The organism is Pseudomonas sp. SJZ079 (assembly GCF_007993865.1).
Classification (GTDB): Bacteria; Pseudomonadota; Gammaproteobacteria; order Pseudomonadales; family Pseudomonadaceae; genus Aquipseudomonas.
The window spans coordinates 152,641-171,380 of the sequence record NZ_VIUH01000007.1; the positions used below are offsets into that span (position 1 = coordinate 152,641).

An 18,740-nucleotide genomic window follows, 5' to 3' on the forward strand; every position below is an offset into this window, starting at 1 on the left:
CCCGCCTGCTCAGCCGATAAAAAATACTGCTCGTGATGCATCAAACCGGGGCTGAATGCCTGTAAGCATGGACGCAAAACCGCAGCGGCGGGTGTCAGGTGCAGCGCCCGCCACGCCTTGCGCTGCAATGCGGTTCAAGATGTGGCGGGCGGGATAGTACAGGCAGCGGCTAACGCGGTAGCTTGAGGTTGTTCCAGATCGCCAGGCTGGGCTCGGCCTGGTTCAGGGTGTAGAAATGCAGCCCCGGCGCGCCGCCTTGCAGCAGGCGCTCGCACATCTCGCTGATCACCTGTTCGCCGTAGGCGCGGATGCTCTCGGCGTCGTCACCGTAGGACTCCAGCTGCTTGCGCACCCAGCGTGGAATCTCGGCGCCGCAGGCGTCGGAGAAACGTGCCAGCTTGCTGTAATTGGTGATCGGCATGATGCCGGGCACCACCGGGATATCCACGCCCATTTTCCGCACGCGCTCGACGAAGTAGAAGTAGCTGTCGGCGTTGAAGAAGTACTGGGTCATCGCGCTGTTGGCGCCGGCCTTGGCCTTGCGCACGAAGTTGGCGAGATCGGCCTCAAAGTTGCGTGCTTGCGGGTGCATCTCCGGGTAGGCGGCGATTTCGATGTGGAAGTGGTCGCCGGTTTCCTCGCGGATAAAGCTGACCAGTTCGTTGGCGTAGCGCAGCTCGCCGCTGGCCATGCCCATGCCGGATGGCAGGTCACCGCGCAAGGCGACGATGCGTTGAATACCGGCGCTTTTATAGAGGCCGAGTAGCTCGCGCAGCTCGGCTTTGCTGTCGCCCACGCAGGACAGGTGCGGCGCGGTCGGTATCTTCACCTCGCCGTCCAGCTGCAGCACGGTATTCAGCGTGCGGTCGCGGGTGGAGCCACCGGCCCCGTAGGTGCAGGAGAAAAAATCCGGCTTATAGGTGGCAAGCTGGCGTGCAGTGTTCAGCAGTTTTTCATGCCCGGCTTCGGTCTTGGCGGGGAAGAACTCGAAGCTGTAACGGCGTTCTTGAGACATAAGAAAATTCCGTAGGGTGGGTTAGCCGAAGGCGTAACCCACCATGGTTCTCGATGGGTTACGCCGCTGCGCGGCTAACCCATCCTACGCATCAGTATCGGTAGGCGTGCGGCTTGAACGGGCCTTGTTGCGGCACGCCGATGTATTCGGCCTGCTGCTGGGTCAGCTGGGTGACCACGCCGCCGAAACCCTTGACCATTTCCAGGGCCACTTCTTCGTCGAGTTTCTTCGGCAGCACTTCCACGGTCAGGCGCTCGGCTTGCTGCGCGGCTGGCAGGTCGGCGTACTTCTGGCCGAACAGGAAGATCTGCGCCAGCACCTGGTTGGCGAAGGAACCGTCCATGATCCGGCTCGGGTGGCCGGTGGCGTTGCCGAGGTTCACCAGGCGACCTTCGGCCAGCAGGATCAGGTAGTCGTCGTTGAGCGGGTCGAGGTCCTTGCCGGTGCGATGGATCTTGTGCACCTGCGGCTTGACCTCTTCCCAGGCCCAGTGCTTGCGCATGAAGGCGGTGTCGATTTCGTTGTCGAAGTGGCCGATGTTGCACACCACCGCGCGCTTCTTCAGGGCAGTGAGCATGTTGGCGTCGCAGACGTTGACGTTACCGGTGGTGGTGACGATCAGGTCGATCTTGCCCAGCAGGGCGCCGTCGATACTGGCGGCGGTGCCGTCGTTGATGCCGTCCTTGAACGGCGAGACCAGTTCGAAGCCGTCCATGCAGGCCTGCATGGCGCAGATCGGATCGACTTCGGTGACCTTAACGATCATGCCTTCCTGACGCAGCGACTGCGCCGAGCCCTTGCCCACGTCGCCGTAGCCGATGACCAGTGCCTGCTTGCCCGACAGCAGGTGGTCGGTACCGCGCTTGATCGCATCGTTGAGGCTGTGACGGCAGCCGTACTTGTTGTCGTTCTTGCTCTTGGTCACCGAGTCGTTGACGTTGATCGCCGGGATCTTCAGCTCGCCCTTGGCCAGCATGTCGAGCAGGCGGTGCACGCCGGTGGTGGTTTCTTCGGTGACGCCATGGACCTTGTCGAGCATGGCCGGGTATTTCTTGTGCAGGATCTCGGTCAGGTCGCCGCCATCGTCGAGGATCATGTTGGCGTCCCACGGCTGGCCGTCCTTGAGGATGGTCTGCTCGATGCACCACTCGTACTCTTCTTCGGTCTCGCCTTTCCAGGCGAATACCGGGATGCCGGCGGCGGCGATGGCGGCAGCGGCCTGATCCTGAGTGGAGAAAATGTTGCAGCTCGACCAACGCACTTCGGCACCCAGGGCGACCAGGGTCTCGATCAGCACGGCGGTTTGGATGGTCATGTGGATGCAGCCGAGAATCTTCGCGCCCTTGAGCGGTTGTTCGCCGGCGTACTTGCGGCGCAGGCCCATCAGCGCGGGCATTTCCGATTCGGCGATGATGGTTTCGCGGCGGCCCCAGGCGGCCAGGGAAATGTCGGCGACCTTGAAGTCGGTAAAACCGCCAGGCGTCAGTACAGCGCTCATAAATGAGTTCTCCATTCGTTGTCTGCGAATGGGCGCCGTTGATGCGTATGGTTAACGCCCCATCCGAGCCTGACAGGCCCCGTTACTGGGTATAGGCCTGCTGCAGCGCCCCTCGGACAGGTGGCGGGAGCGACCGGAGCGGTGCCGGTCGCGTGAAGCCTGGCGATTATAGCCGCGTCGGGCGAAGTGCCCAAGGGTTTCCGTCGGCCTGTGCTGGATGCGTCATGGGCAATCGCAAGATAGAGACTTGGCTCGCGCAACGGGATTGTCGGCGAAGCGCGCATGGCCTCGGAGTTCCGCCATCCGCAGCCGGCAGGGATGACCTTCGCGCCCTGCGCGCGCGATCAGTCACGCCGCGCCTAAGGATCTCGCCGCCGGTTGCGCGGTGCTGCTGCGCGCCATGCTCAGCGCCTCGGCGGCGATCGCCAGCGGCAAGCTGGCCGCCGGAGTGGCCTAAAGTGACGGGCTGATGGCGTTTGCGGTCATGGACGGCCGTGGTGCCGGCAGGCAAGCTGCGCGGCTGTGTTTCCAAACAGCTGTGTTTCCAAACAATGGAGTGGACCCCGCATGACGCTTGCCTATTGGTGTGTATTGATCGCCCTGTTTCTGCCGTATCTCAGCACCGTCACGGCCAAGGCCGTGGGCGGTGGTTTCACCCCGAAGCACAATCACGATCCACGGGCCTTGCAGGTCACCCTGAGTGGCCTGGCGCGGCGCGCCAACAATGCGCAGCTCAATGGCTTCGAGGTCACCCCGGCGTTCACGGCGGCGGTGATCATTGCGCAGCTGGCCGGCGTTGCGGAGCAAGGCTTGATCGACCTGTTGGCGGTGGCCTTCATCGTCAGCCGGGTGCTGTATTTCATCTGCTACCTGGCCGACTGGGCGCCGTTGCGCTCGTTGGTCTGGTTCGCCGGCATGGGGTTGATCATCAGTCTGTTCGTGGTGTCGGCCTGACCGACGGTTGAGAGCCTGTCACGGGCTGTTGCTAGCGGCCTGTGCGGCCGCGGCCAAGCACTAGCTGCGGGCTGCGGCAACCTGCCGCGCTTGGCCGGTGCGTTGTGAGTGACGATACTGGCGGCCGTTCCTTTACCGAAGTCGTTGTGATGAAACCGAAAATCCTGCTGCTCGTGCTCGCCAGCCTGACCCTGACCGCCTGCGGTGGAGTCGACCCGAATTCGCCGCTGGGCAAACGGCAGACCATCTTCAAGCAGATGCTGCACACCAGCGAAGACCTCGGCGGCATGCTGCGCGGGCGTATCGCCTTCGACGAGCAGAAGTTCGTGGTCGGCGCGGCGCAGCTGGATAAGCTGTCGCGCCAGCCGTGGCAGCACTTTCCCCAGGTCAAGGAAGACGACAGCAGCGCCAAGGATGAGGTCTGGCAGCGTCAGGAGCGCTTTCAGCAACTGGCCCGCGAATTGGAGAGCGCCACCGCGGCGTTGGTCGTCGCCACCACCGCCACGCCGCTGAACAGAGCCGATTTGGCCAAGCCGATGCAGCACGTCGAGGATAGCTGCGAGGCCTGTCATGAGGAGTTCCGCGCCTATTGAGGCCTGGCTAGCGGGTTGTCCTGCCGAGTCCGCTCAGAAGCCGTCGATGTTCGCCGCGTGCAATTGAGCGCGCAGGGCCAGTACCTCCGGGTGGCGAAAGAATGCCTGCAAATGTGCGGCGCGAGTGGGTCCGATGCCGGCTTGCCGCTGCCAGTCGTGCGCGCTGCGTCGTGCCAGGGCATCCCAGTTTCCGGCCAGTGACGCCCCTGCGGTTGGCGGCAGACCCAGGGCACGCAGCCCATCGGCAAAGGGGCGTTGCCGGGCCAGGGCAAAGCGCTGCAGGAGAGTGGCCGCGCTGCGCCTGCCGAAACCGGGCACGTTGCGCAGTTGTTCCTCGCCGAGCGTTAACCAATCCAGCAAGCCGTCGAGTCGTTGTGCTCGCAGCAATTTCTCCCAGGTACCGGCGCCTACTCCGGGCAGGGCCAGGCCCTGTTTGCCGCTGAGCCAGGCCAGTCGGGCGCGGAACTGGCTGGCGCAGGCGGCGCTGGCCCGCCAGCAACTCAAGGCATGGTAGTCCTCGGCCCGGGGTGCCGATAATTCGGGGCGCTGCACTGGGCGCCAGACCACGCTGTGCAGTTGCGGAATGGTCAGGCCGGCCAGGCGGATGGCGACCTGATCGCCCGGACGGATGTCCAGTGTTTGCCAGCGCTGCAATGAACCCAGGCTGACGCGGCGAATGCTGCGGTCGTCCAGCTGCACCGGTAGCAGGCGCAGCACCGGGGTGATGCGCCCGCTGCGGCCGACCCTGAAGTCCACCGCACGCACCTCGGCCAAGGCTTGGCTCAGCGGGTACTTCCAGGCGGCCGCCCAGTGCGGCGGTTCGGCTCGCCAGGTGGCTGCGTTGGGGCGTCTGCCCTGACGCAGCACCACGCCGTCGCTGGCAAAGGGCAGGGCGCTGCGATACCAGTGCTGGCGCCAGCGTTGGGCGGCGGCGAGGTCGTCGAGCGGTTGGCTGAAGCGCAGGCTGTCGGTAAAGCCCAGGGCGCCGAGTTGCTGCAGGCGCTCGCGCATCTCGGCGGGACCGTCGGGCCAGTCCCAGACGAACAGGCCGATGCCGGCCGCTTCTGACTGCTCGAGGGTGCGCCGCGCCATCAAGCCGGCGACTCTGCCGCGCGCGCCAACACCGCCGGAGTCGGCCTGCACATGCCGGTTCAGGCGCCAATACAACTCGCCCTGCAGGATCAGGTCGCGCGCACCGGGTAGCTGCGCCGGAATGGCTGGCAGTAGCTGCGCTTTGCTCGTCCAGTCCTGGCCGCTGTGGCCATCGCCGCGGCTAATCAGCTGCTGAAAATGGCCGCCCCGGTAAACCAGGGTTACTGCGACGCCGTCGACCTTGGGTTGAATCCACAGGTCACTGCGCGTCGCGATCCAGGCAGTGACAGCATTGGCGTCGGCCAGCTTGTGCAACCCGGTCTGCGCCACCGGATGAGTGAGGGTCCCGGCGCTGCTGGCCAGTGGCTTGGTGCTGGCGGGCGCCGCGCTGGGGAAACAGGCGGACCAGTGCATGAGCTTGGCGCTGGCCTGGTCGTAGAGCTCGTCGGCCACCAGCGAGACGCCGCGGCGGTGGTAGGCGTCGTCCCAGGTGGCGAGTTGCGCGGAGAGGGCGGCGGTTTCAGTCGCCGCCTGGTCTGCGGGCCAGTCGGGGCAGGGCGCGGCCGAGGCATCGAGGGCGAGGGTGAATAGGAGGGGCGCGGTCCAGGCTTTCATCGGGAGCATCCTTGCTCGAGCAATAACGCCTGTAGCGTAGTCGATCGCTTGGCGCTGGCAGGTCGACCCCCGGCGCGGCAGACCCTCAGTTGTCCGCGGGGCGAGCGTAGGTCGCGGTCAGCGAGGCTTTGCCGAGGCTGTTGGCGTTGAGCATGTAGCCCACCAGTGCGGGCATGGCTGTGGCGTCCAGGTCGAGTTTGGGGACTTTCAGGGCGTGCACCGTGAAAATGTAACGATGCGGCTGGTCGCCCTGCGGTGGACAGGCACCGCCGAAGCCTGGGGCGCCGAAGTCGGTCACGCTTTGCACACTGCCGGCGGGCAGGCTCGGGCCTTGCGCCTGACCGGCGGCGCTCGGGAGTCCGGTGCTGGAGGCCGGCAGATTGAACACCAGCCAATGCCACCAGCCGCTGCCAGTCGGCGCATCCGGGTCATACACGGTGATGGCGAAACTCTGGGTGCCGGCAGGCGCGTCCTGCCAGTTCAGGGCTGGCGCACGGTTGTCACCGCTGCAACCGAAACCGGAAAACTCCTGAGTCTTGCTCAGTGGCTGGCCATCGCGGATGTCTGGGCTGCTCAGCTCGAAGGCCTGGGCGATGCTGCAGCTCAGCAGGCCGGCGCAGAGCAGGCTCGAGGGGCGTAAGGTAAGGCTCATGGGTGGGGCTCCTGAGACGTAGGGGGAACCATGATTATTGACCGCCGGCCTCAAGCTGGCGCGCCCGCTTCGCGCGATTTTTCGCCCGCAGTGCTCATCTGCCGCAGGGTGCTGGGTGCGCAGCCAAACTGGCGCTGGAAGGCCGCGGCAAAGCGCGAGGGCGATTGGTAGCCGCAGGCCGCCGCTATTTCGCCCAGGGGTTGTGGGCTGCAACTGATCAGGCTTAGCGCCTGATCCATACGCGCATCTTGGCGCAAGCGGCTGAACGACAGGCCTTCGGCCGCCAGCTTGCGGCGCAGGGTGGCGCTGCTCATGGCCAGTTGCATGGCGATTTCGCCGGCCTGCCAGTCGCGGCTCAGGTCGCTGCGCAGCAGGCGCAATGCGCGCTCGCCGGTGTGTCTATGGCTCTGCGAGAACAGCGCGCCGCCCTGGCCGGCGGCCGCCAGCGCCAACACCAAGCCCTGCCAGGCATGTTCGGCTTGGGCGGCTTGCAGGCTGCCCCGTTCTGCACTGGGCAGCAGGGCGAGCAGGCTAGCGAAGGCTTCGCGGGCCTTCTCCGTCGGTTCGAAGGCTTCGGCGCTGCGCGGCAGCGCGACGTTCGCCAGTTGCGGGGCGAACAGCTCATGCAGACGCGCTCGCCAGCCATCCAGTTGGCCCAGCGCCCAGGCATGGTAGTGGCCACTGTGCCGGTCCGGCTGGTTGATCATCTCGACCCGCTGTTGTCCCGGCAGGACCAGCCAGCTACCTGCTGGCGCGATCAGCCGCTGCTTGCCTAGGCGGATCTGTTTGCTGCCCGAGGTCACAACGATCAACAGCGGCGCGAGGATTGGGGTGCGACTGAGGCGCAGGGTCTGGTAGCTGTGGAAGGCCAGCAGGGGGAGGGAATTGCTCAAGGTTCGGCTCCGTGTTCGTCTGCTGCAGCTTGCTACAGCCAGCTGCACGGCTCCAGTACGCTCGCAAGAAAAAGCCCCGACAGCGTGCGCTGACGGGGCTTTGGGTATTGCCGTCGGGCTTACAGACCGGCAGCGGCGCGCAGTTCGGCGGCCTTGTCGGTGCGCTCCCAGGTGAAGGCGGTGAAGGTGTCACCTTCGACGGTCATCTCGACCGGAGTACGGCCGAAGTGGCCGTATGCCGCGGTCGGCTGGTACATCGGGTGCAGCAGGTCGAGCATCTTGGTGATGGCGTACGGGCGCAGATCGAAGTGCTCGCGCACCAGTTGGATGATCTTGTCGTCGCCGATCTTGCTGGTGCCGAAGGTGTTGATCGAGATCGAGGTCGGTTGCGCCACGCCGATGGCGTAGGACACCTGAATCTCGCAGCGCTCGGCCAGGCCGGCGGCGACTATGTTCTTGGCCACGTAGCGGCCGGCATAGGCGGCGCTGCGGTCGACCTTGGACGGGTCCTTGCCGGAGAAGGCGCCACCGCCGTGACGGGCCATGCCGCCGTAGGTGTCGACGATGATCTTGCGCCCGGTCAGGCCGCAGTCGCCGACGGGGCCGCCGATCACGAACTGGCCGGTCGGGTTGATGTGGAACTGGGTGTCTTTGTGCAGCAGTTCGGCCGGCAGGGCGTGCTTGACGATCAGCTCCATCACGCCCTCGCGCAGGTCGTTGTAGCTGACCTCGGGGTTGTGCTGGGTGGACAGGACGACGGCGTCGATGCCGACCACCTTGCCGTTCTCGTAGCGGCAGGTGACCTGGCTCTTGGCATCCGGGCGCAGCCACGGCAGCAGGCCGGACTTGCGCGCTTCGGCCTGGCGCTCGACCAGGCGATGGGAGAAACAGATCGGTGCGGGCATCAGCACGTCGGTTTCGTTGCTGGCGTAGCCGAACATCAGGCCCTGGTCGCCGGCGCCCTGGTCTTCCGGCCGCGAACGGTCGACGCCCTGGTTGATGTCCGGGGACTGCTTACCGATGATGTTCAGCACACCGCAGGTGGCGCCGTCGAAGCCCACGTCGGAGCTGTTGTAGCCGATGTCGATGATGACCTTGCGCACCAGCTCTTCCAGGTCGATCCAGGCCGAGGTGGTGACTTCGCCGGCGATGATCGCGACGCCGGTCTTGACCAGGGTTTCGCAGGCTACGCGGGCGTATTTGTCCTTGGCGATGATGGCGTCCAGCACCGCATCGGAGATCTGGTCGGCGATTTTGTCGGGGTGGCCTTCGGACACGGACTCGGAGGTAAACAGGGAGTATTCGCTCATCTATCGGTCTTCCTAAATTAATTACCGGTGGGTGAGGGCGCCGTTCGAGCCAGCTCGCGAGCTGGTTTTAGGGCCTGTGTGTTCATCCGGCTTGGCAAAGTGCCGCACCTGAATCTGGAAACCATTGCGTAAGCCCACATACAGGCTTTCGCCGGGCGTGAGCCCTGCGGCTAAGGCCCAGCGGGCCAAATCGTCCTGCTCAAAACCCAACCAGAGATCACCGCAGGCCTGCCTGGCCCAACTCTGGTTGTGGCTGCACAACTCGGTTATCAGCAAACTGCCGCCGGCTTTGACACGCACCGCCAGGTGCTTCAAGGCTTCGGCGGGGGCGGCGAAATGGTGCAGGACCATGTTCAACACCACGCAGTCGGCGGCCGGGTACTCGTCATGCAAGGCATCGGCGAGTTTCAGTTCGACGTTGCCCAAACCCTCGTTACTGCAGCGCAGGCTGGCCAGTTCGAGCATCGCCGGGCTGTTGTCCAGCGCGGTGACTCGGGCGAAGCGGCGCGCCAGTTCGGGTAGAAAACCGCCATCGCCGGGGCCGACTTCCAGCACCGAGGCCTGCGCGCTGAAGCCCAAGGCATCGAGCAGGGCCAGCACGCTGTCGCGGTATTGCGGCAGGCCGGCGATCAGGTCCTGCTGGGCCTGGAAGTTCGCCGCCATGCGCGCGAAAAAATCCTGGCTGGCCGCCGCGCGCTGGCCATGCACCTGGCCGATCCGCAGGTGCACTTCGACGGGCAACCCCAGCGCATCGACCTCGTCGAGCAGGGCGGCGTGCAACCTGCCGCCGAGGCGCTCGCCCTGGGCCAGGGCGCGGCGGTAGAAGATCGCATTGCCTTCGCGCCGTGTCGCCACCAGCCCGGCCTGGGCCAATACCTTGAGGTGATGACTCATGCCCGATTGGCCGATGGCGAAGATCTGCGCCAGTTCCAATACGCCGAACGAGTCATTGCTCAAGGCGCGCAGCACGTTCAGGCGCAGCGGGTCGCCGCCGGCCTTGCACAGGGCGGCCAGTTCGTCGGCAGGCTCGAAACTCAGCTGGGGCATACGCATATTCATAGGGTGCGAAGTCTAGTCGGTCATTTTTCATACAGCAACAGCAATATCAAAAAGTTTTGATATTGCTGTTGCGCGACCGGGTTTGTTCGGCGTCTGACGCTGCTCAGGCCAGAAAACATTGCCCCTGCGACCATCTGTCATTGCCCCGCACCGCCTGGGTGGGCGAAAATAGCCGCCTTTTTCCGCCCCCTTCGTATAACCAGCAGCCCCTTGGAGATTCAGTGATGCCCAGCCGTCGTGAGCGTGCCAATGCCATTCGTGCCCTCAGCATGGATGCCGTGCAGAAAGCCAACAGCGGCCATCCCGGTGCCCCGATGGGCATGGCCGATATCGCCGAAGTGTTGTGGCGCGACTACCTCAAGCACAATCCGAGCAACCCGGAGTTCGCCGATCGCGACCGTTTCGTGATGTCCAACGGTCACGGCTCGATGCTGGTTTACTCGTTGCTGCACCTGACCGGTTACGACCTGGGCATCGAAGACCTCAAGCAGTTCCGCCAGATGGGCAGCCGCACCCCCGGTCACCCGGAGTACGGCTACACCCCAGGCGTCGAAACCACCACCGGGCCGCTCGGCCAGGGGTTGGCCAACGCCGTGGGCTTCGCCCTGGCCGAGAAGATCATGGCGGCGCAGTTCAACCGTGACGGCCACAGCATCGTCGATCACAACACCTACGTGTTCCTCGGCGACGGCTGCATGATGGAAGGCATCAGCCATGAAGTCAGCGCGCTGGCCGGCACCCTCGGCCTGGGTAAGTTGATCGCTTTCTACGACGACAACGGCATCTCCATCGACGGCGAAGTCGAGGGCTGGTTCACCGACGACACGCCGAAGCGCTTCGAGGCCTACGGCTGGCTGGTGATCCGCAATGTCGACGGCCACGACGCGGAAGAAATCAAGATCGCCATCGACACCGCGCGCAAGAGCGCGCAGCCGACGCTGATCTGCTGCAAGACCACCATCGGTTTCGGTTCGCCGAACAAGCAAGGCAAGGAAGATTGCCACGGCGCCCCGCTGGGTAACGACGAAATCGCCCTGACCCGCGCCGCCCTGGGCTGGAACCATGGCCCCTTCGAGATCCCCAGCGAGATCTACGCCGAGTGGGATGCCAAGGACGCCGGCGCCGCCGTCGAGGCCGAGTGGGATCAACGCTTCGCCGCCTACGCTGCCGCCTACCCGGAACTGGCCAGCGAATTCACCCGTCGGGTCAAGGGTGAGCTGCCGGCCGATTTCGCCGAGAAGGCCGCGGCCTATATCGCCGAAGTCGCGGCCAAGGGTGAAACCATCGCCAGCCGCAAGGCCAGCCAGAACGCGCTGAATGCCTTCGGCCCGCTGCTGCCGGAATTCCTCGGCGGCTCCGCCGACCTGGCCGGCTCCAACCTGACCCTGTGGAAGGGCTGCAAGGGCGTCAGCGCCGAGGACGCGTCAGGCAACTACATGTACTACGGCGTGCGCGAGTTCGGCATGAGCGCGATCATGAACGGTGTCGCCCTGCACGGTGGTCTGGTGCCTTACGGTGCGACCTTCCTGGTGTTCATGGAGTACGCCTGCAACGCCGTGCGCATGGCCGCGCTGATGAAGAAACGTGTGCTGTACGTCTATACCCATGACTCCATCGGCCTCGGCGAAGACGGTCCGACCCACCAGCCGATCGAGCAGCTGGCCAGCCTGCGCAGCACGCCGAACCTGAACACCTGGCGTCCGTGCGACGCGGTGGAGTCGGCGGTGGCGTGGAAGTGCGCGATCGAGCGCAACGACGGCCCCTCGGCGCTGATCTTCTCCCGGCAGAACCTGGCCCACCAGCAGCGTGACGCCGCCCAGTTGGCCGACGTCGCGCGCGGTGGCTACGTGCTGAAGGACTGCGCCGGCGAGCCGGAGCTGATCCTGATCGCCACCGGCTCGGAAGTCGGTCTGGCGATGCAGGCCTGTGAGCAGCTGACAGCGCAGGGCCGCAAGGTCCGCGTGGTGTCGATGCCGTCGACTTCGGTGTTCGATCAGCAGGACGCCGCCTACAAGCAGGCCGTGTTGCCGCTGCAAGTGGGCGCGCGGGTTGCCATCGAGGCCGCGCATGCGGACTTCTGGTACAAGTACGTCGGTCTGGAGGGTCGCATCATCGGCATGACCACCTTCGGTGAGTCCGCCCCGGCGCCCGCCCTGTTCGAGCATTTCGGCTTCACCGTGGAGAACATCCTGGAAACCGCCGCCGAACTGTTGGACGCCTGACGTGCCTCTGTAGGAGCGAGCTTGCTCGCGATGCTTGGCATTGATCGCGAGCAAGCTCGCTCCTACAGGTTGTCCTCATCCATCAAGGGATGCCCATGTCCAAACGCCCCTATAAAGTAGCCCTCAACGGCTACGGCCGCATCGGCCGCTGCGTACTGCGTGCCCTGCACGAGCGCGGCGCGGGTGCGGGCCTGGAGATCGTCGCCTTGAACGACCTGGCCGACCAGGCCAGCCTCGAGTACCTGACCCGCTTCGACTCCACCCACGGGCGTTTCCCCGGCGAGGTGAGGGTCGAGGGCGATTGCCTGCACATCAATGGCGATAGCGTCAGGGTGCTACGCCAGGCGACGCCGGAAGGGGTCGACTGGGCTGCGCTGGATATCGATCTGCTGCTGGAGTGTTCCGGGCAGTACACCACCCGCGCCGATGCCGCGCGCTTTCTGCATGCCGGTGCGCCGCGGGTGCTGCTGTCGCAACCGATGGCCAGCGAAGCGGATGTCGACGCCACCATCGTCTACGGGGTCAATCAGCACGCCCTGAGCGGCGCGGAGCGGCTGGTCTCCAACGCCTCCTGCACCACCAACTGCGGGGTGCCGCTGTTGAAGTTGCTGAATGAGGCGGTGGGCCTGGAGTACGTCTCCATCACCACCATTCACTCGGCGATGAACGATCAGCCGGTGATCGATGCCTACCACCATGAGGACTTGCGCCGCACCCGTTCGGCGTTCCAGTCGGTGATTCCGGTGTCGACCGGTTTGGCGCGTGGCATCGAGCGTTTGCTACCGGAACTATCCGGGCGCATCCAGGCCAAAGCCATTCGGGTACCGACGGTGAACGTGTCGTGCCTGGATATCACCCTGCAGACCTGCCGCGACACCTCGGCCGAGGAGATCAACCGGGTGCTCCGCGAGGCTGCGGAGAGCGGGCCGCTGAAAGGGCTGCTGGCCTACACCGAACTGCCGCATGCCAGCTGCGATTTCAACCATGACCCGCATTCGGCCATCGTCGACGGCAGCCAGACCCGGGTCTCCGGCCCGCGCCTGGTCAACCTGCTGGCTTGGTTCGACAACGAGTGGGGCTTTGCCAATCGCATGCTCGATGTGGCCGAACATTACCTTGCGGTCTCCACCGCCTCTATTCAAACAGCCCCCGTGAAGGACTGATTTCATGACTACGCCGTTCGAAACCATAGCGAAGATGATCGACCTCGACCTCCAGGGTCAGCGCGTGCTGATCCGCGAAGACCTCAACGTGCCGGTAAAAGACGGCGCAGTGAGCAGCGATGCGCGCATTCTCGCCGCCCTGCCGACCATCAAGCTGGCGCTGGAGAAGGGTGCGGCGGTCATGTTGTGTTCGCACCTGGGGCGTCCGAACGAGGGCGAATACAGCGAGGCGGATAGCCTCAAACCGGTCGCCGACTACCTCTCCAAGGCCCTCGGCCGCGACGTGCCGCTGATCAAGGACTACCTCGGCGGCATCCAGATCGCGCCGGGCGAGCTGGTGCTGCTGGAGAACGTGCGCTTCAACCCGGGCGAGAAGAAAAATACCGATGCACTGGCCCAGCAATACGCCGCGCTGTGCGACGTGTTCGTCATGGACGCCTTCGGTACCGCCCACCGCGCCCAGGGCTCGACCCATGGTGTGGCCAAGTTCGCCAAGCTCGCCTGCGCCGGTCCGCTGCTGGCCGCCGAACTGGACGCCCTGGGCAAGGCCCTGGGTAACCCGGCCACGCCGATGGCGGCGATCGTCGCCGGCTCCAAGGTGTCGACCAAGCTGGATGTGCTGAACAGCCTGAGCCAGATCTGCGACCAGCTGATCGTCGGCGGCGGCATCGCCAACACCTTCCTCGCCGCTGCCGGCTTCCCGGTCGGCAAGTCACTGTACGAGGCCGATCTGCTCGACACCGCCAAGGCCATCGCGGCCAAGGTCAGCGTGCCGTTGCCGGTGGACGTGGTGGTGGCCAAGGCCTTCGCCGCAGACGCCGAGGCCACCGTCAAGCTGGTCGCCGAGGTAGCCGAGGACGACATGATCCTCGACATCGGCCCGCAGACCGCGGCGCTATTTGCCGAATTGCTCAAGTCCAGCAAGACCATCCTGTGGAACGGTCCGGTCGGGGTGTTCGAGTTCGACCAGTTCGGCGAAGGCACCAAGGCCCTGGCCCTGGCCATCGCCGAGAGCCCGGCGTTCTCCATCGCCGGAGGTGGCGACACCCTGGCGGCGATCGACAAGTACGGCGTGGCCGACAAGATCAGCTACATCTCCACCGGTGGCGGTGCCTTCCTCGAATTCGTCGAGGGCAAGGTCCTGCCGGCCGTTGAGGTGCTGCAGCAGCGCGCGTAGGGTGGGTTAGCCGCGTAGTGGCGTAACTCACCACTGAATCTCAAGGCAACCCGGATTTCATCCGGGCTACGGATTGAATAAGAGACCAGGCTGCCCCTTGGTCTCCAATAACTTGAATAGCCCCTGCCGCTGCGGCAGGCTTGACCGATTAATGAGCCCAACCGGGAGAAAGAACACCATGGCACTTATCAGCATGCGCCAGATGCTCGACCACGCCGCCGAATACGGCTACGGCGTGCCGGCCTTCAACGTCAACAACCTCGAGCAGATGCGCGCCATCATGGAAGCGGCCGACAAGACCGACTCCCCGGTGATAGTCCAGGCGTCCGCCGGCGCGCGCAAATACGCTGGCGCGCCGTTTCTGCGTCACCTGATCCTGGCCGCCATCGAAGAATTTCCGCATATCCCGGTGTGCATGCACCAGGACCACGGCACCAGCCCTGACGTCTGCCAGCGCTCGATCCAGCTGGGCTTCAGCTCGGTGATGATGGACGGCTCGCTGAAGGAGGACGGCAAGACGCCGGCCGACTACGACTACAACGTCGCCGTCACCCAGCAGACCGTGGCCTTCGCCCACGCCTGCGGCGTGTCGGTGGAAGGCGAGTTGGGTTGCCTGGGCAGCCTGGAAACCGGCATGGCCGGCGAAGAAGATGGCGTGGGCGCCGAAGGTGTGCTCGATCACAGCCAGATGCTCACCGACCCGGAAGAGGCCGCCGACTTCGTCAAGCGCACTCAGGTCGATGCCCTGGCCATTGCCATCGGCACCAGCCATGGCGCCTACAAGTTCACCAAGCCGCCGACCGGCGACATCCTCGCCATCGACCGGATCAAGGAAATCCACAAGCGCATCCCCAATACCCACCTGGTGATGCACGGCTCCAGCAGCGTGCCGCAGGAGTGGCTGGCGATCATCAACCAGTACGGCGGCGACATCAAGGAAACCTACGGCGTGCCGGTCGAGGAGATCGTCGAAGGCATCAAGTACGGCGTGCGCAAGGTCAATATCGACACCGACCTGCGCCTGGCGTCCACAGGTGCCATGCGCCGCCTGATGGCGACCAACCCGAGCGAGTTCGACCCGCGTAAATTCTTCGGCGCCACCGTGACCGCCATGCGCGACATCTGCATCGCCCGCTACGAAGCCTTCGGCACCGCCGGCAATGCCTCGAAGATCAAGCCGATCTCCCTGGAAGGCATGTTCCAGCGTTATGCCAAGGGTGAGCTGGCCGCCAAGGTCAACTAAGCCTCTGTGTTACGCCAAGAGCCCCGCCCATGCGGGGCTCTTGCGTTTTCGTGGGCCAATGCGCTCGTTCGTGGCCCCTAGCAAGCAGCGCTTCTCGTGTTGGCTGCATCGACAAGGCTTCGCTAGCCTGGCGCTCATGCAGAGGTGGCAGCGGATCCAGCTAGAGTCGCGGCACCTGCCCGGCTGCGGCATACTCCTCAGCTCTAACCCCGCGCAAACCGTTCATCACAGGCCATGTTCCCACTGAAATACCTCCAGGGTTATCCCGTCCAGCTGCAAGAGCAGATCCGCAAGCTGATCGCCGAGCAGCGCCTGGGCGACTACCTGGCGCAGCGCTATAGCGGCAAGCACGGCGTGCAGAGCGACAAGGCGCTGTATGCCTACATCGTGGCGTTGAAGCAGGAGCATCTGCGCAATGCGCCGGCGATCGACAAGGTGCTGTTCGACAACCGCCTCGACCTGACCCATCGCGCGCTCGGTCTGCACACCGCGATTTCCCGCGTGCAGGGTGGCAAGCTCAAGGCGAAGAAGGAGATTCGCGTGGCCTCACTGTTCAAGGAGGCGGCACCGGAGTTTCTGCAGATGATCGTGGTGCACGAGTTGGCGCATTTGAAGGAGGCCGAGCACAACAAGGCCTTCTACAAACTGTGCGAACACATGCTGCCCGGCTACCACCAGCTGGAGTTCGATTTGCGCGTGTACCTGACGTGGCGCGAGCTGCCACGCAGCGATGCGTCGTAGTCTGCGTAGCCGGCTGCTGCCGCTAGCCGCGTAGCATCAGGTTGAGTTGATCGACCACTTCTGCCCAGTCGGCGTCTTCGAGGATTTCCTCGCGCAGAAAAGCGGCCTGAGCCGTGGTCCAGAACGGCGCCTCGGCGAGTGACAGGGTTGCGGCAAGGGGCGCGTGGGTACTGACGAAACGGTCGATGCTGGTCTGGTCGGCAGGCAGGCCGAGTTGCTTGAACAGGGCCGAGAGGTCGTGGGTGGGGCTTTGCATGACGGGCTCCTCAGGTAGTCGGGCTAGGCGCCGAAGCGCTGCAGAGCAGTGTGTGGCACCACCTTACAGCCTAGCGCAGATCGCCAAGCCCCAGGCTGTACCGCCACGTTCGTTCGCTGTGACCACTGCCCTGTAACGATGGCGGCTGGCCTTAGATAGGCAGGCGTAACTCAACTGACCCGCAGCACCTCGAAGAGTTGCGTGCTGTTGCCTATGCGCATCTCCACCTGATCACCCTCGGCGCAGCCGAGCAGGCGCTGGCCCAGTGGCGCCCGTGGGCTGATCACCAGCACCTCCTGACCCTCCAGGCGCACTTTCAAGCCGGCGCCATCCGGGCCGAGGAACAGGCACTGCTCGACGCCTTGGGCATCGGCCAACCAGACCAGGGCGGTGAGTTGAATACCCCGCTCGGCATCGAATGGGCGCAGGGTCAACTGCTGCCAGGCTTTCAAGGCCTGACGGATTTCCTCGACCCGGCGCGCCTGCCCGGCGGCCAGGTAAGAGGCCTCCAGGCCGAGGGTGTCGTACTTGTTTTCGGCGATATTTTCCTTGTGGGTCGCCGCCTCATAGGCGCTCAGCGCAGCGCGTTGGGCCAGTTCCAGGTCGGCCTGCAGGGTGTCGAGGATCAGCTGGTACAGGCGTGCTTTGTTCAAGGGCGGCTCGCAAGGAGGGACGGTGGGTGAAGCGCGTGGCGGATTATCGGTGATCGGGTGTGGCCACGGCAAAGTACTCGCTGTTGCACCAAGGTCTAGTGTCGCCCGGTCAGCCTAGGCGGCATGCTGCCAGCGGTGTTATTGCGAGCGAGGATATAGACGTGGGCCTGCTGCGTTCGATGGGATTTCTCTTTCTGTTCCTGCTGGTGCCGCTGGGCGCCTTGCTGGCCAACTACCCTGGGCCAATTGCCGAATGGCTGAGCAGCCTGCTCGGCCTGGAAATTACCCGAGGCAACCTCGGCGCGGGCTTCATGCTGCTCGCCGCTATCTGCCTGAAAATCGACCTGGACATTCGCCGCCGGGCTCAGGGTCGTGAGGCCCGCGCTGTGTGAGTTGCTGCACAGACCGAGTAGGCTCTGTCGGCCGTCATCCTGGCTGCGACCAAGATAGTCTCAGCGCAAACCGCTGCTGATTTGCCCGGCCCGCGTTGGGCCCTGTGGCCGCCCTTACGGTGCAGATACGCAGGGCGGCGCCTGGCGCTTACGTCGCCGTTGAGCCGCGCGTTGGCTACACTGCTGCCCACGCGGGGGAGAGCACTATGGGCGAGGCGCAGTCGGACTATTCGGTTTATCGCCAGGTAGTCTCGCAATTGATGAGTGACCAGGAGCAGCTGCCGAGCTTGCCGATGCTGACCTTGGACATTCGCCGCGCGTTGGCCATGCCTGAGGTCAGCATGGCGCGGTTGAGCAGCCTGATCAGCCGCGACCCGGCACTCAGTGCGTTATTGATGAAATACGCTTTCAGCGCCTTGCTGCGTACACGTGTGCCGCCGAAGACCTTGCAGGACGTACTGCGGGTGTTGGGGATTCAGCAGGTGGATCGGATCGTGATGGTGCACAGCATCAAGAGCCTGTTCACCCTGCACAGCGCCGCACACAAGCAGCTATTCATGGAGGCCTGGCATCGGGTCACGCTGAAGGCGAGTATCTGTGCGTTTCTCGCCCGGGCGGTGGGACATATCCCAGCGGACCATGCGGTGCTCGCCAGCCTGCTCAGCGAGGTCGGTTCGCTGGCGGTGTTGTCGGCCTTCAAGGACGCCAGCCTGGTCCCGACGCCGGCGCGTTACTACAGCCTGTGCCGGGCCTACAGCAAGTCGCTGGGGGTGATTTTGCTGAAGAAGTGGGCGGTGGATGACGAGTACGTGCACATCATTCGCGAGGTGGGCAACTGGAGCCTGTGCGGGTCGCGGCAGATCGAGCTGATCGACCTGGTCAACCTCAGCCTGTACCACAACATAGGGCGCAACAACCCTGCCGCCGAGTTACCCGCACTCACCAGCCTGGCGGCTTATGGCAAGTTGGGCGCGCCGCAGAACGAGGTGTCGGTTGGCGGTGATCTGCGCCTGATCAGCGAGCATTGGCCTGAGATCGATGCGATTGCCGCGGCCTTGCGTTAGCCATTCCGGCTAAGCCGCTAAGGCAGAACGCCTGAACCCACAGCTCGACTGCCGGGCTAGGGTCTGTTGCCGTTTCATTGCGAGCCGCGTTGCCGCGAGAAATGGCCCCCGATTAGGCGCAGGACGCAGGTAATGGTCATTCCCTTGC

At 64.6% G+C, this 18,740-nt stretch carries 18 protein-coding genes, 1 pseudogene and 1 riboswitch; of the genes and pseudogenes, 10 read left to right on the forward strand and 9 right to left on the reverse strand.

The features are described from left to right. Positions 1-169 precede the first annotated feature (169 nt). Positions 170-1,015 carry a methylenetetrahydrofolate reductase [NAD(P)H] gene (gene metF / locus FBY03_RS09415; protein ID WP_147171932.1) on the reverse strand — a complete coding sequence of 282 codons (846 nt, stop codon included), beginning with the start codon at positions 1,013-1,015 and terminating at the stop codon, positions 170-172. 91 nt (positions 1,016-1,106) lie between these two features. Continuing rightward, positions 1,107-2,513 carry an adenosylhomocysteinase gene (gene ahcY / locus FBY03_RS09420; RefSeq protein WP_147171933.1) on the reverse strand — a complete coding sequence of 469 codons (1,407 nt, stop codon included), beginning with the start codon at positions 2,511-2,513 and terminating at the stop codon, positions 1,107-1,109. A gap of 23 nt (positions 2,514-2,536) precedes the next feature. Further along, a riboswitch (S-adenosyl-L-homocysteine riboswitch) is annotated at positions 2,537-2,633 on the reverse strand. A gap of 189 nt (positions 2,634-2,822) precedes the next feature. Between ahcY and FBY03_RS09425 the strand changes: the two are divergent. The 3 genes and pseudogenes from FBY03_RS09425 to FBY03_RS09435 all read left to right on the forward strand — a co-directional run. After that, a pseudogene (locus tag FBY03_RS09425) lies at positions 2,823-2,970 on the forward strand (Zn-dependent hydrolase); the annotation flags it as partial. Positions 2,971-3,080: 110 nt separating this feature from the next. Then, positions 3,081-3,467, forward strand: coding sequence for an MAPEG family protein (locus tag FBY03_RS09430; RefSeq protein ID WP_147171934.1), 387 nt, complete (start codon positions 3,081-3,083; stop codon positions 3,465-3,467). Between the two features lie 149 nt (positions 3,468-3,616). After that, a complete protein-coding gene (locus FBY03_RS09435; RefSeq protein WP_147171935.1) occupies positions 3,617-4,060 on the forward strand; it encodes a cytochrome c in 444 nt (147 codons plus the stop codon). Between the two features lie 33 nt (positions 4,061-4,093). Here FBY03_RS09435 and ligB read toward each other — a convergent pair whose 3' ends face one another. The 5 genes from ligB to FBY03_RS09460 all read right to left on the reverse strand — a co-directional run bounded on the left by ligB (position 4,094) and on the right by FBY03_RS09460 (position 9,681). Further along, positions 4,094-5,776: an NAD-dependent DNA ligase LigB gene (gene ligB, locus FBY03_RS09440; RefSeq protein WP_147171936.1), complete on the reverse strand. Its 1,683-nt coding sequence runs from the start codon at positions 5,774-5,776 to the stop codon at positions 4,094-4,096. 76 nt (positions 5,777-5,852) lie between these two features. Beyond that, a complete protein-coding gene (locus tag FBY03_RS09445; protein WP_147171937.1) occupies positions 5,853-6,419 on the reverse strand; it encodes a YbhB/YbcL family Raf kinase inhibitor-like protein in 567 nt (188 codons plus the stop codon). Positions 6,420-6,469: 50 nt separating this feature from the next. After that, a complete protein-coding gene (locus FBY03_RS09450; RefSeq protein WP_147171938.1) occupies positions 6,470-7,312 on the reverse strand; it encodes a helix-turn-helix domain-containing protein in 843 nt (280 codons plus the stop codon). Between the two features lie 119 nt (positions 7,313-7,431). Beyond that, a complete protein-coding gene (metK, locus tag FBY03_RS09455; RefSeq protein ID WP_147171939.1) occupies positions 7,432-8,622 on the reverse strand; it encodes a methionine adenosyltransferase in 1,191 nt (396 codons plus the stop codon). Positions 8,623-8,643: 21 nt separating this feature from the next. After that, positions 8,644-9,681 (reverse strand): metalloregulator ArsR/SmtB family transcription factor, encoded by a 1,038-nt coding sequence (locus tag FBY03_RS09460; protein ID WP_147171940.1) that lies wholly within the window; start codon positions 9,679-9,681, stop codon positions 8,644-8,646. Positions 9,682-9,905: 224 nt separating this feature from the next. Between FBY03_RS09460 and tkt the strand changes: the two genes are divergently transcribed. The 5 genes from tkt (at position 9,906) to FBY03_RS09485 (ending at position 16,227) form a co-directional block, all read left to right on the forward strand. Further along, positions 9,906-11,903, forward strand: a complete 1,998-nt coding sequence (gene tkt / locus FBY03_RS09465; RefSeq protein WP_147171941.1) for a transketolase — start codon at positions 9,906-9,908, stop codon at positions 11,901-11,903. A 95-nt stretch (positions 11,904-11,998) separates the two neighbouring features. Continuing rightward, the gene (gene epd, locus FBY03_RS09470) at positions 11,999-13,066 is read left to right on the forward strand and encodes an erythrose-4-phosphate dehydrogenase (RefSeq protein WP_147171942.1); all 1,068 of its coding nucleotides are present in this window, start codon (positions 11,999-12,001) and stop codon (positions 13,064-13,066) included. 4 nt (positions 13,067-13,070) lie between these two features. Then, on the forward strand, positions 13,071-14,243 hold the full coding sequence (locus tag FBY03_RS09475; protein ID WP_147171943.1) for a phosphoglycerate kinase: 1,173 nt from the start codon (positions 13,071-13,073) through the stop codon (positions 14,241-14,243). A 178-nt stretch (positions 14,244-14,421) separates the two neighbouring features. Then, positions 14,422-15,486: a class II fructose-bisphosphate aldolase gene (fba, locus tag FBY03_RS09480; protein ID WP_147171944.1), complete on the forward strand. Its 1,065-nt coding sequence runs from the start codon at positions 14,422-14,424 to the stop codon at positions 15,484-15,486. Positions 15,487-15,720: 234 nt separating this feature from the next. Next, positions 15,721-16,227 carry a M48 family metallopeptidase gene (locus FBY03_RS09485; RefSeq protein WP_147171945.1) on the forward strand — a complete coding sequence of 169 codons (507 nt, stop codon included), beginning with the start codon at positions 15,721-15,723 and terminating at the stop codon, positions 16,225-16,227. A gap of 22 nt (positions 16,228-16,249) precedes the next feature. On the opposite strand, the gene FBY03_RS09490 is transcribed toward FBY03_RS09485, so the two are convergent. Continuing rightward, on the reverse strand, positions 16,250-16,483 hold the full coding sequence (locus FBY03_RS09490; RefSeq protein WP_147171946.1) for a DUF2789 domain-containing protein: 234 nt from the start codon (positions 16,481-16,483) through the stop codon (positions 16,250-16,252). A gap of 170 nt (positions 16,484-16,653) precedes the next feature. Then, positions 16,654-17,136 carry a GreA/GreB family elongation factor gene (locus FBY03_RS09495; protein ID WP_147171947.1) on the reverse strand — a complete coding sequence of 161 codons (483 nt, stop codon included), beginning with the start codon at positions 17,134-17,136 and terminating at the stop codon, positions 16,654-16,656. Between the two features lie 161 nt (positions 17,137-17,297). Here FBY03_RS09495 and FBY03_RS09500 point away from each other — a divergent pair, with 161 nt between their 5' ends. Both FBY03_RS09500 and FBY03_RS09505 read left to right on the forward strand, forming a co-directional pair. After that, positions 17,298-17,528 (forward strand): hypothetical protein, encoded by a 231-nt coding sequence (locus FBY03_RS09500; protein ID WP_147171948.1) that lies wholly within the window; start codon positions 17,298-17,300, stop codon positions 17,526-17,528. Positions 17,529-17,734: 206 nt separating this feature from the next. Next, the gene (locus tag FBY03_RS09505) at positions 17,735-18,592 is read left to right on the forward strand and encodes an HDOD domain-containing protein (protein WP_147171949.1); all 858 of its coding nucleotides are present in this window, start codon (positions 17,735-17,737) and stop codon (positions 18,590-18,592) included. Positions 18,593-18,740 lie beyond the last annotated feature (148 nt).

Excerpts from the sequence above, each read along its gene's own strand:
- metF (WP_147171932.1), bottom strand. The coding sequence starts at position 1,015 with ATGTCTCAAGAACGCCGTTACAGCTTCGAGTTCTTCCCCGCCAAGACC.
- ahcY (WP_147171933.1), bottom strand. The coding sequence starts at position 2,513 with ATGAGCGCTGTACTGACGCCTGGCGGTTTTACCGACTTCAAGGTCGCC.
- FBY03_RS09430 (WP_147171934.1), top strand. The coding sequence starts at position 3,081 with ATGACGCTTGCCTATTGGTGTGTATTGATCGCCCTGTTTCTGCCGTAT.
- FBY03_RS09435 (WP_147171935.1), top strand. The coding sequence starts at position 3,617 with ATGAAACCGAAAATCCTGCTGCTCGTGCTCGCCAGCCTGACCCTGACC.
- ligB (WP_147171936.1), bottom strand. The coding sequence starts at position 5,776 with ATGCTCCCGATGAAAGCCTGGACCGCGCCCCTCCTATTCACCCTCGCC.
- FBY03_RS09445 (WP_147171937.1), bottom strand. The coding sequence starts at position 6,419 with ATGAGCCTTACCTTACGCCCCTCGAGCCTGCTCTGCGCCGGCCTGCTG.
- metK (WP_147171939.1), bottom strand. The coding sequence starts at position 8,622 with ATGAGCGAATACTCCCTGTTTACCTCCGAGTCCGTGTCCGAAGGCCAC.
- FBY03_RS09460 (WP_147171940.1), bottom strand. The coding sequence starts at position 9,681 with ATGAATATGCGTATGCCCCAGCTGAGTTTCGAGCCTGCCGACGAACTG.
- tkt (WP_147171941.1), top strand. The coding sequence starts at position 9,906 with ATGCCCAGCCGTCGTGAGCGTGCCAATGCCATTCGTGCCCTCAGCATG.
- epd (WP_147171942.1), top strand. The coding sequence starts at position 11,999 with ATGTCCAAACGCCCCTATAAAGTAGCCCTCAACGGCTACGGCCGCATC.
- FBY03_RS09475 (WP_147171943.1), top strand. The coding sequence starts at position 13,071 with ATGACTACGCCGTTCGAAACCATAGCGAAGATGATCGACCTCGACCTC.
- fba (WP_147171944.1), top strand. The coding sequence starts at position 14,422 with ATGGCACTTATCAGCATGCGCCAGATGCTCGACCACGCCGCCGAATAC.
- FBY03_RS09485 (WP_147171945.1), top strand. The coding sequence starts at position 15,721 with ATGTTCCCACTGAAATACCTCCAGGGTTATCCCGTCCAGCTGCAAGAG.
- FBY03_RS09490 (WP_147171946.1), bottom strand. The coding sequence starts at position 16,483 with ATGCAAAGCCCCACCCACGACCTCTCGGCCCTGTTCAAGCAACTCGGC.
- FBY03_RS09505 (WP_147171949.1), top strand. The coding sequence starts at position 17,735 with ATGGGCGAGGCGCAGTCGGACTATTCGGTTTATCGCCAGGTAGTCTCG.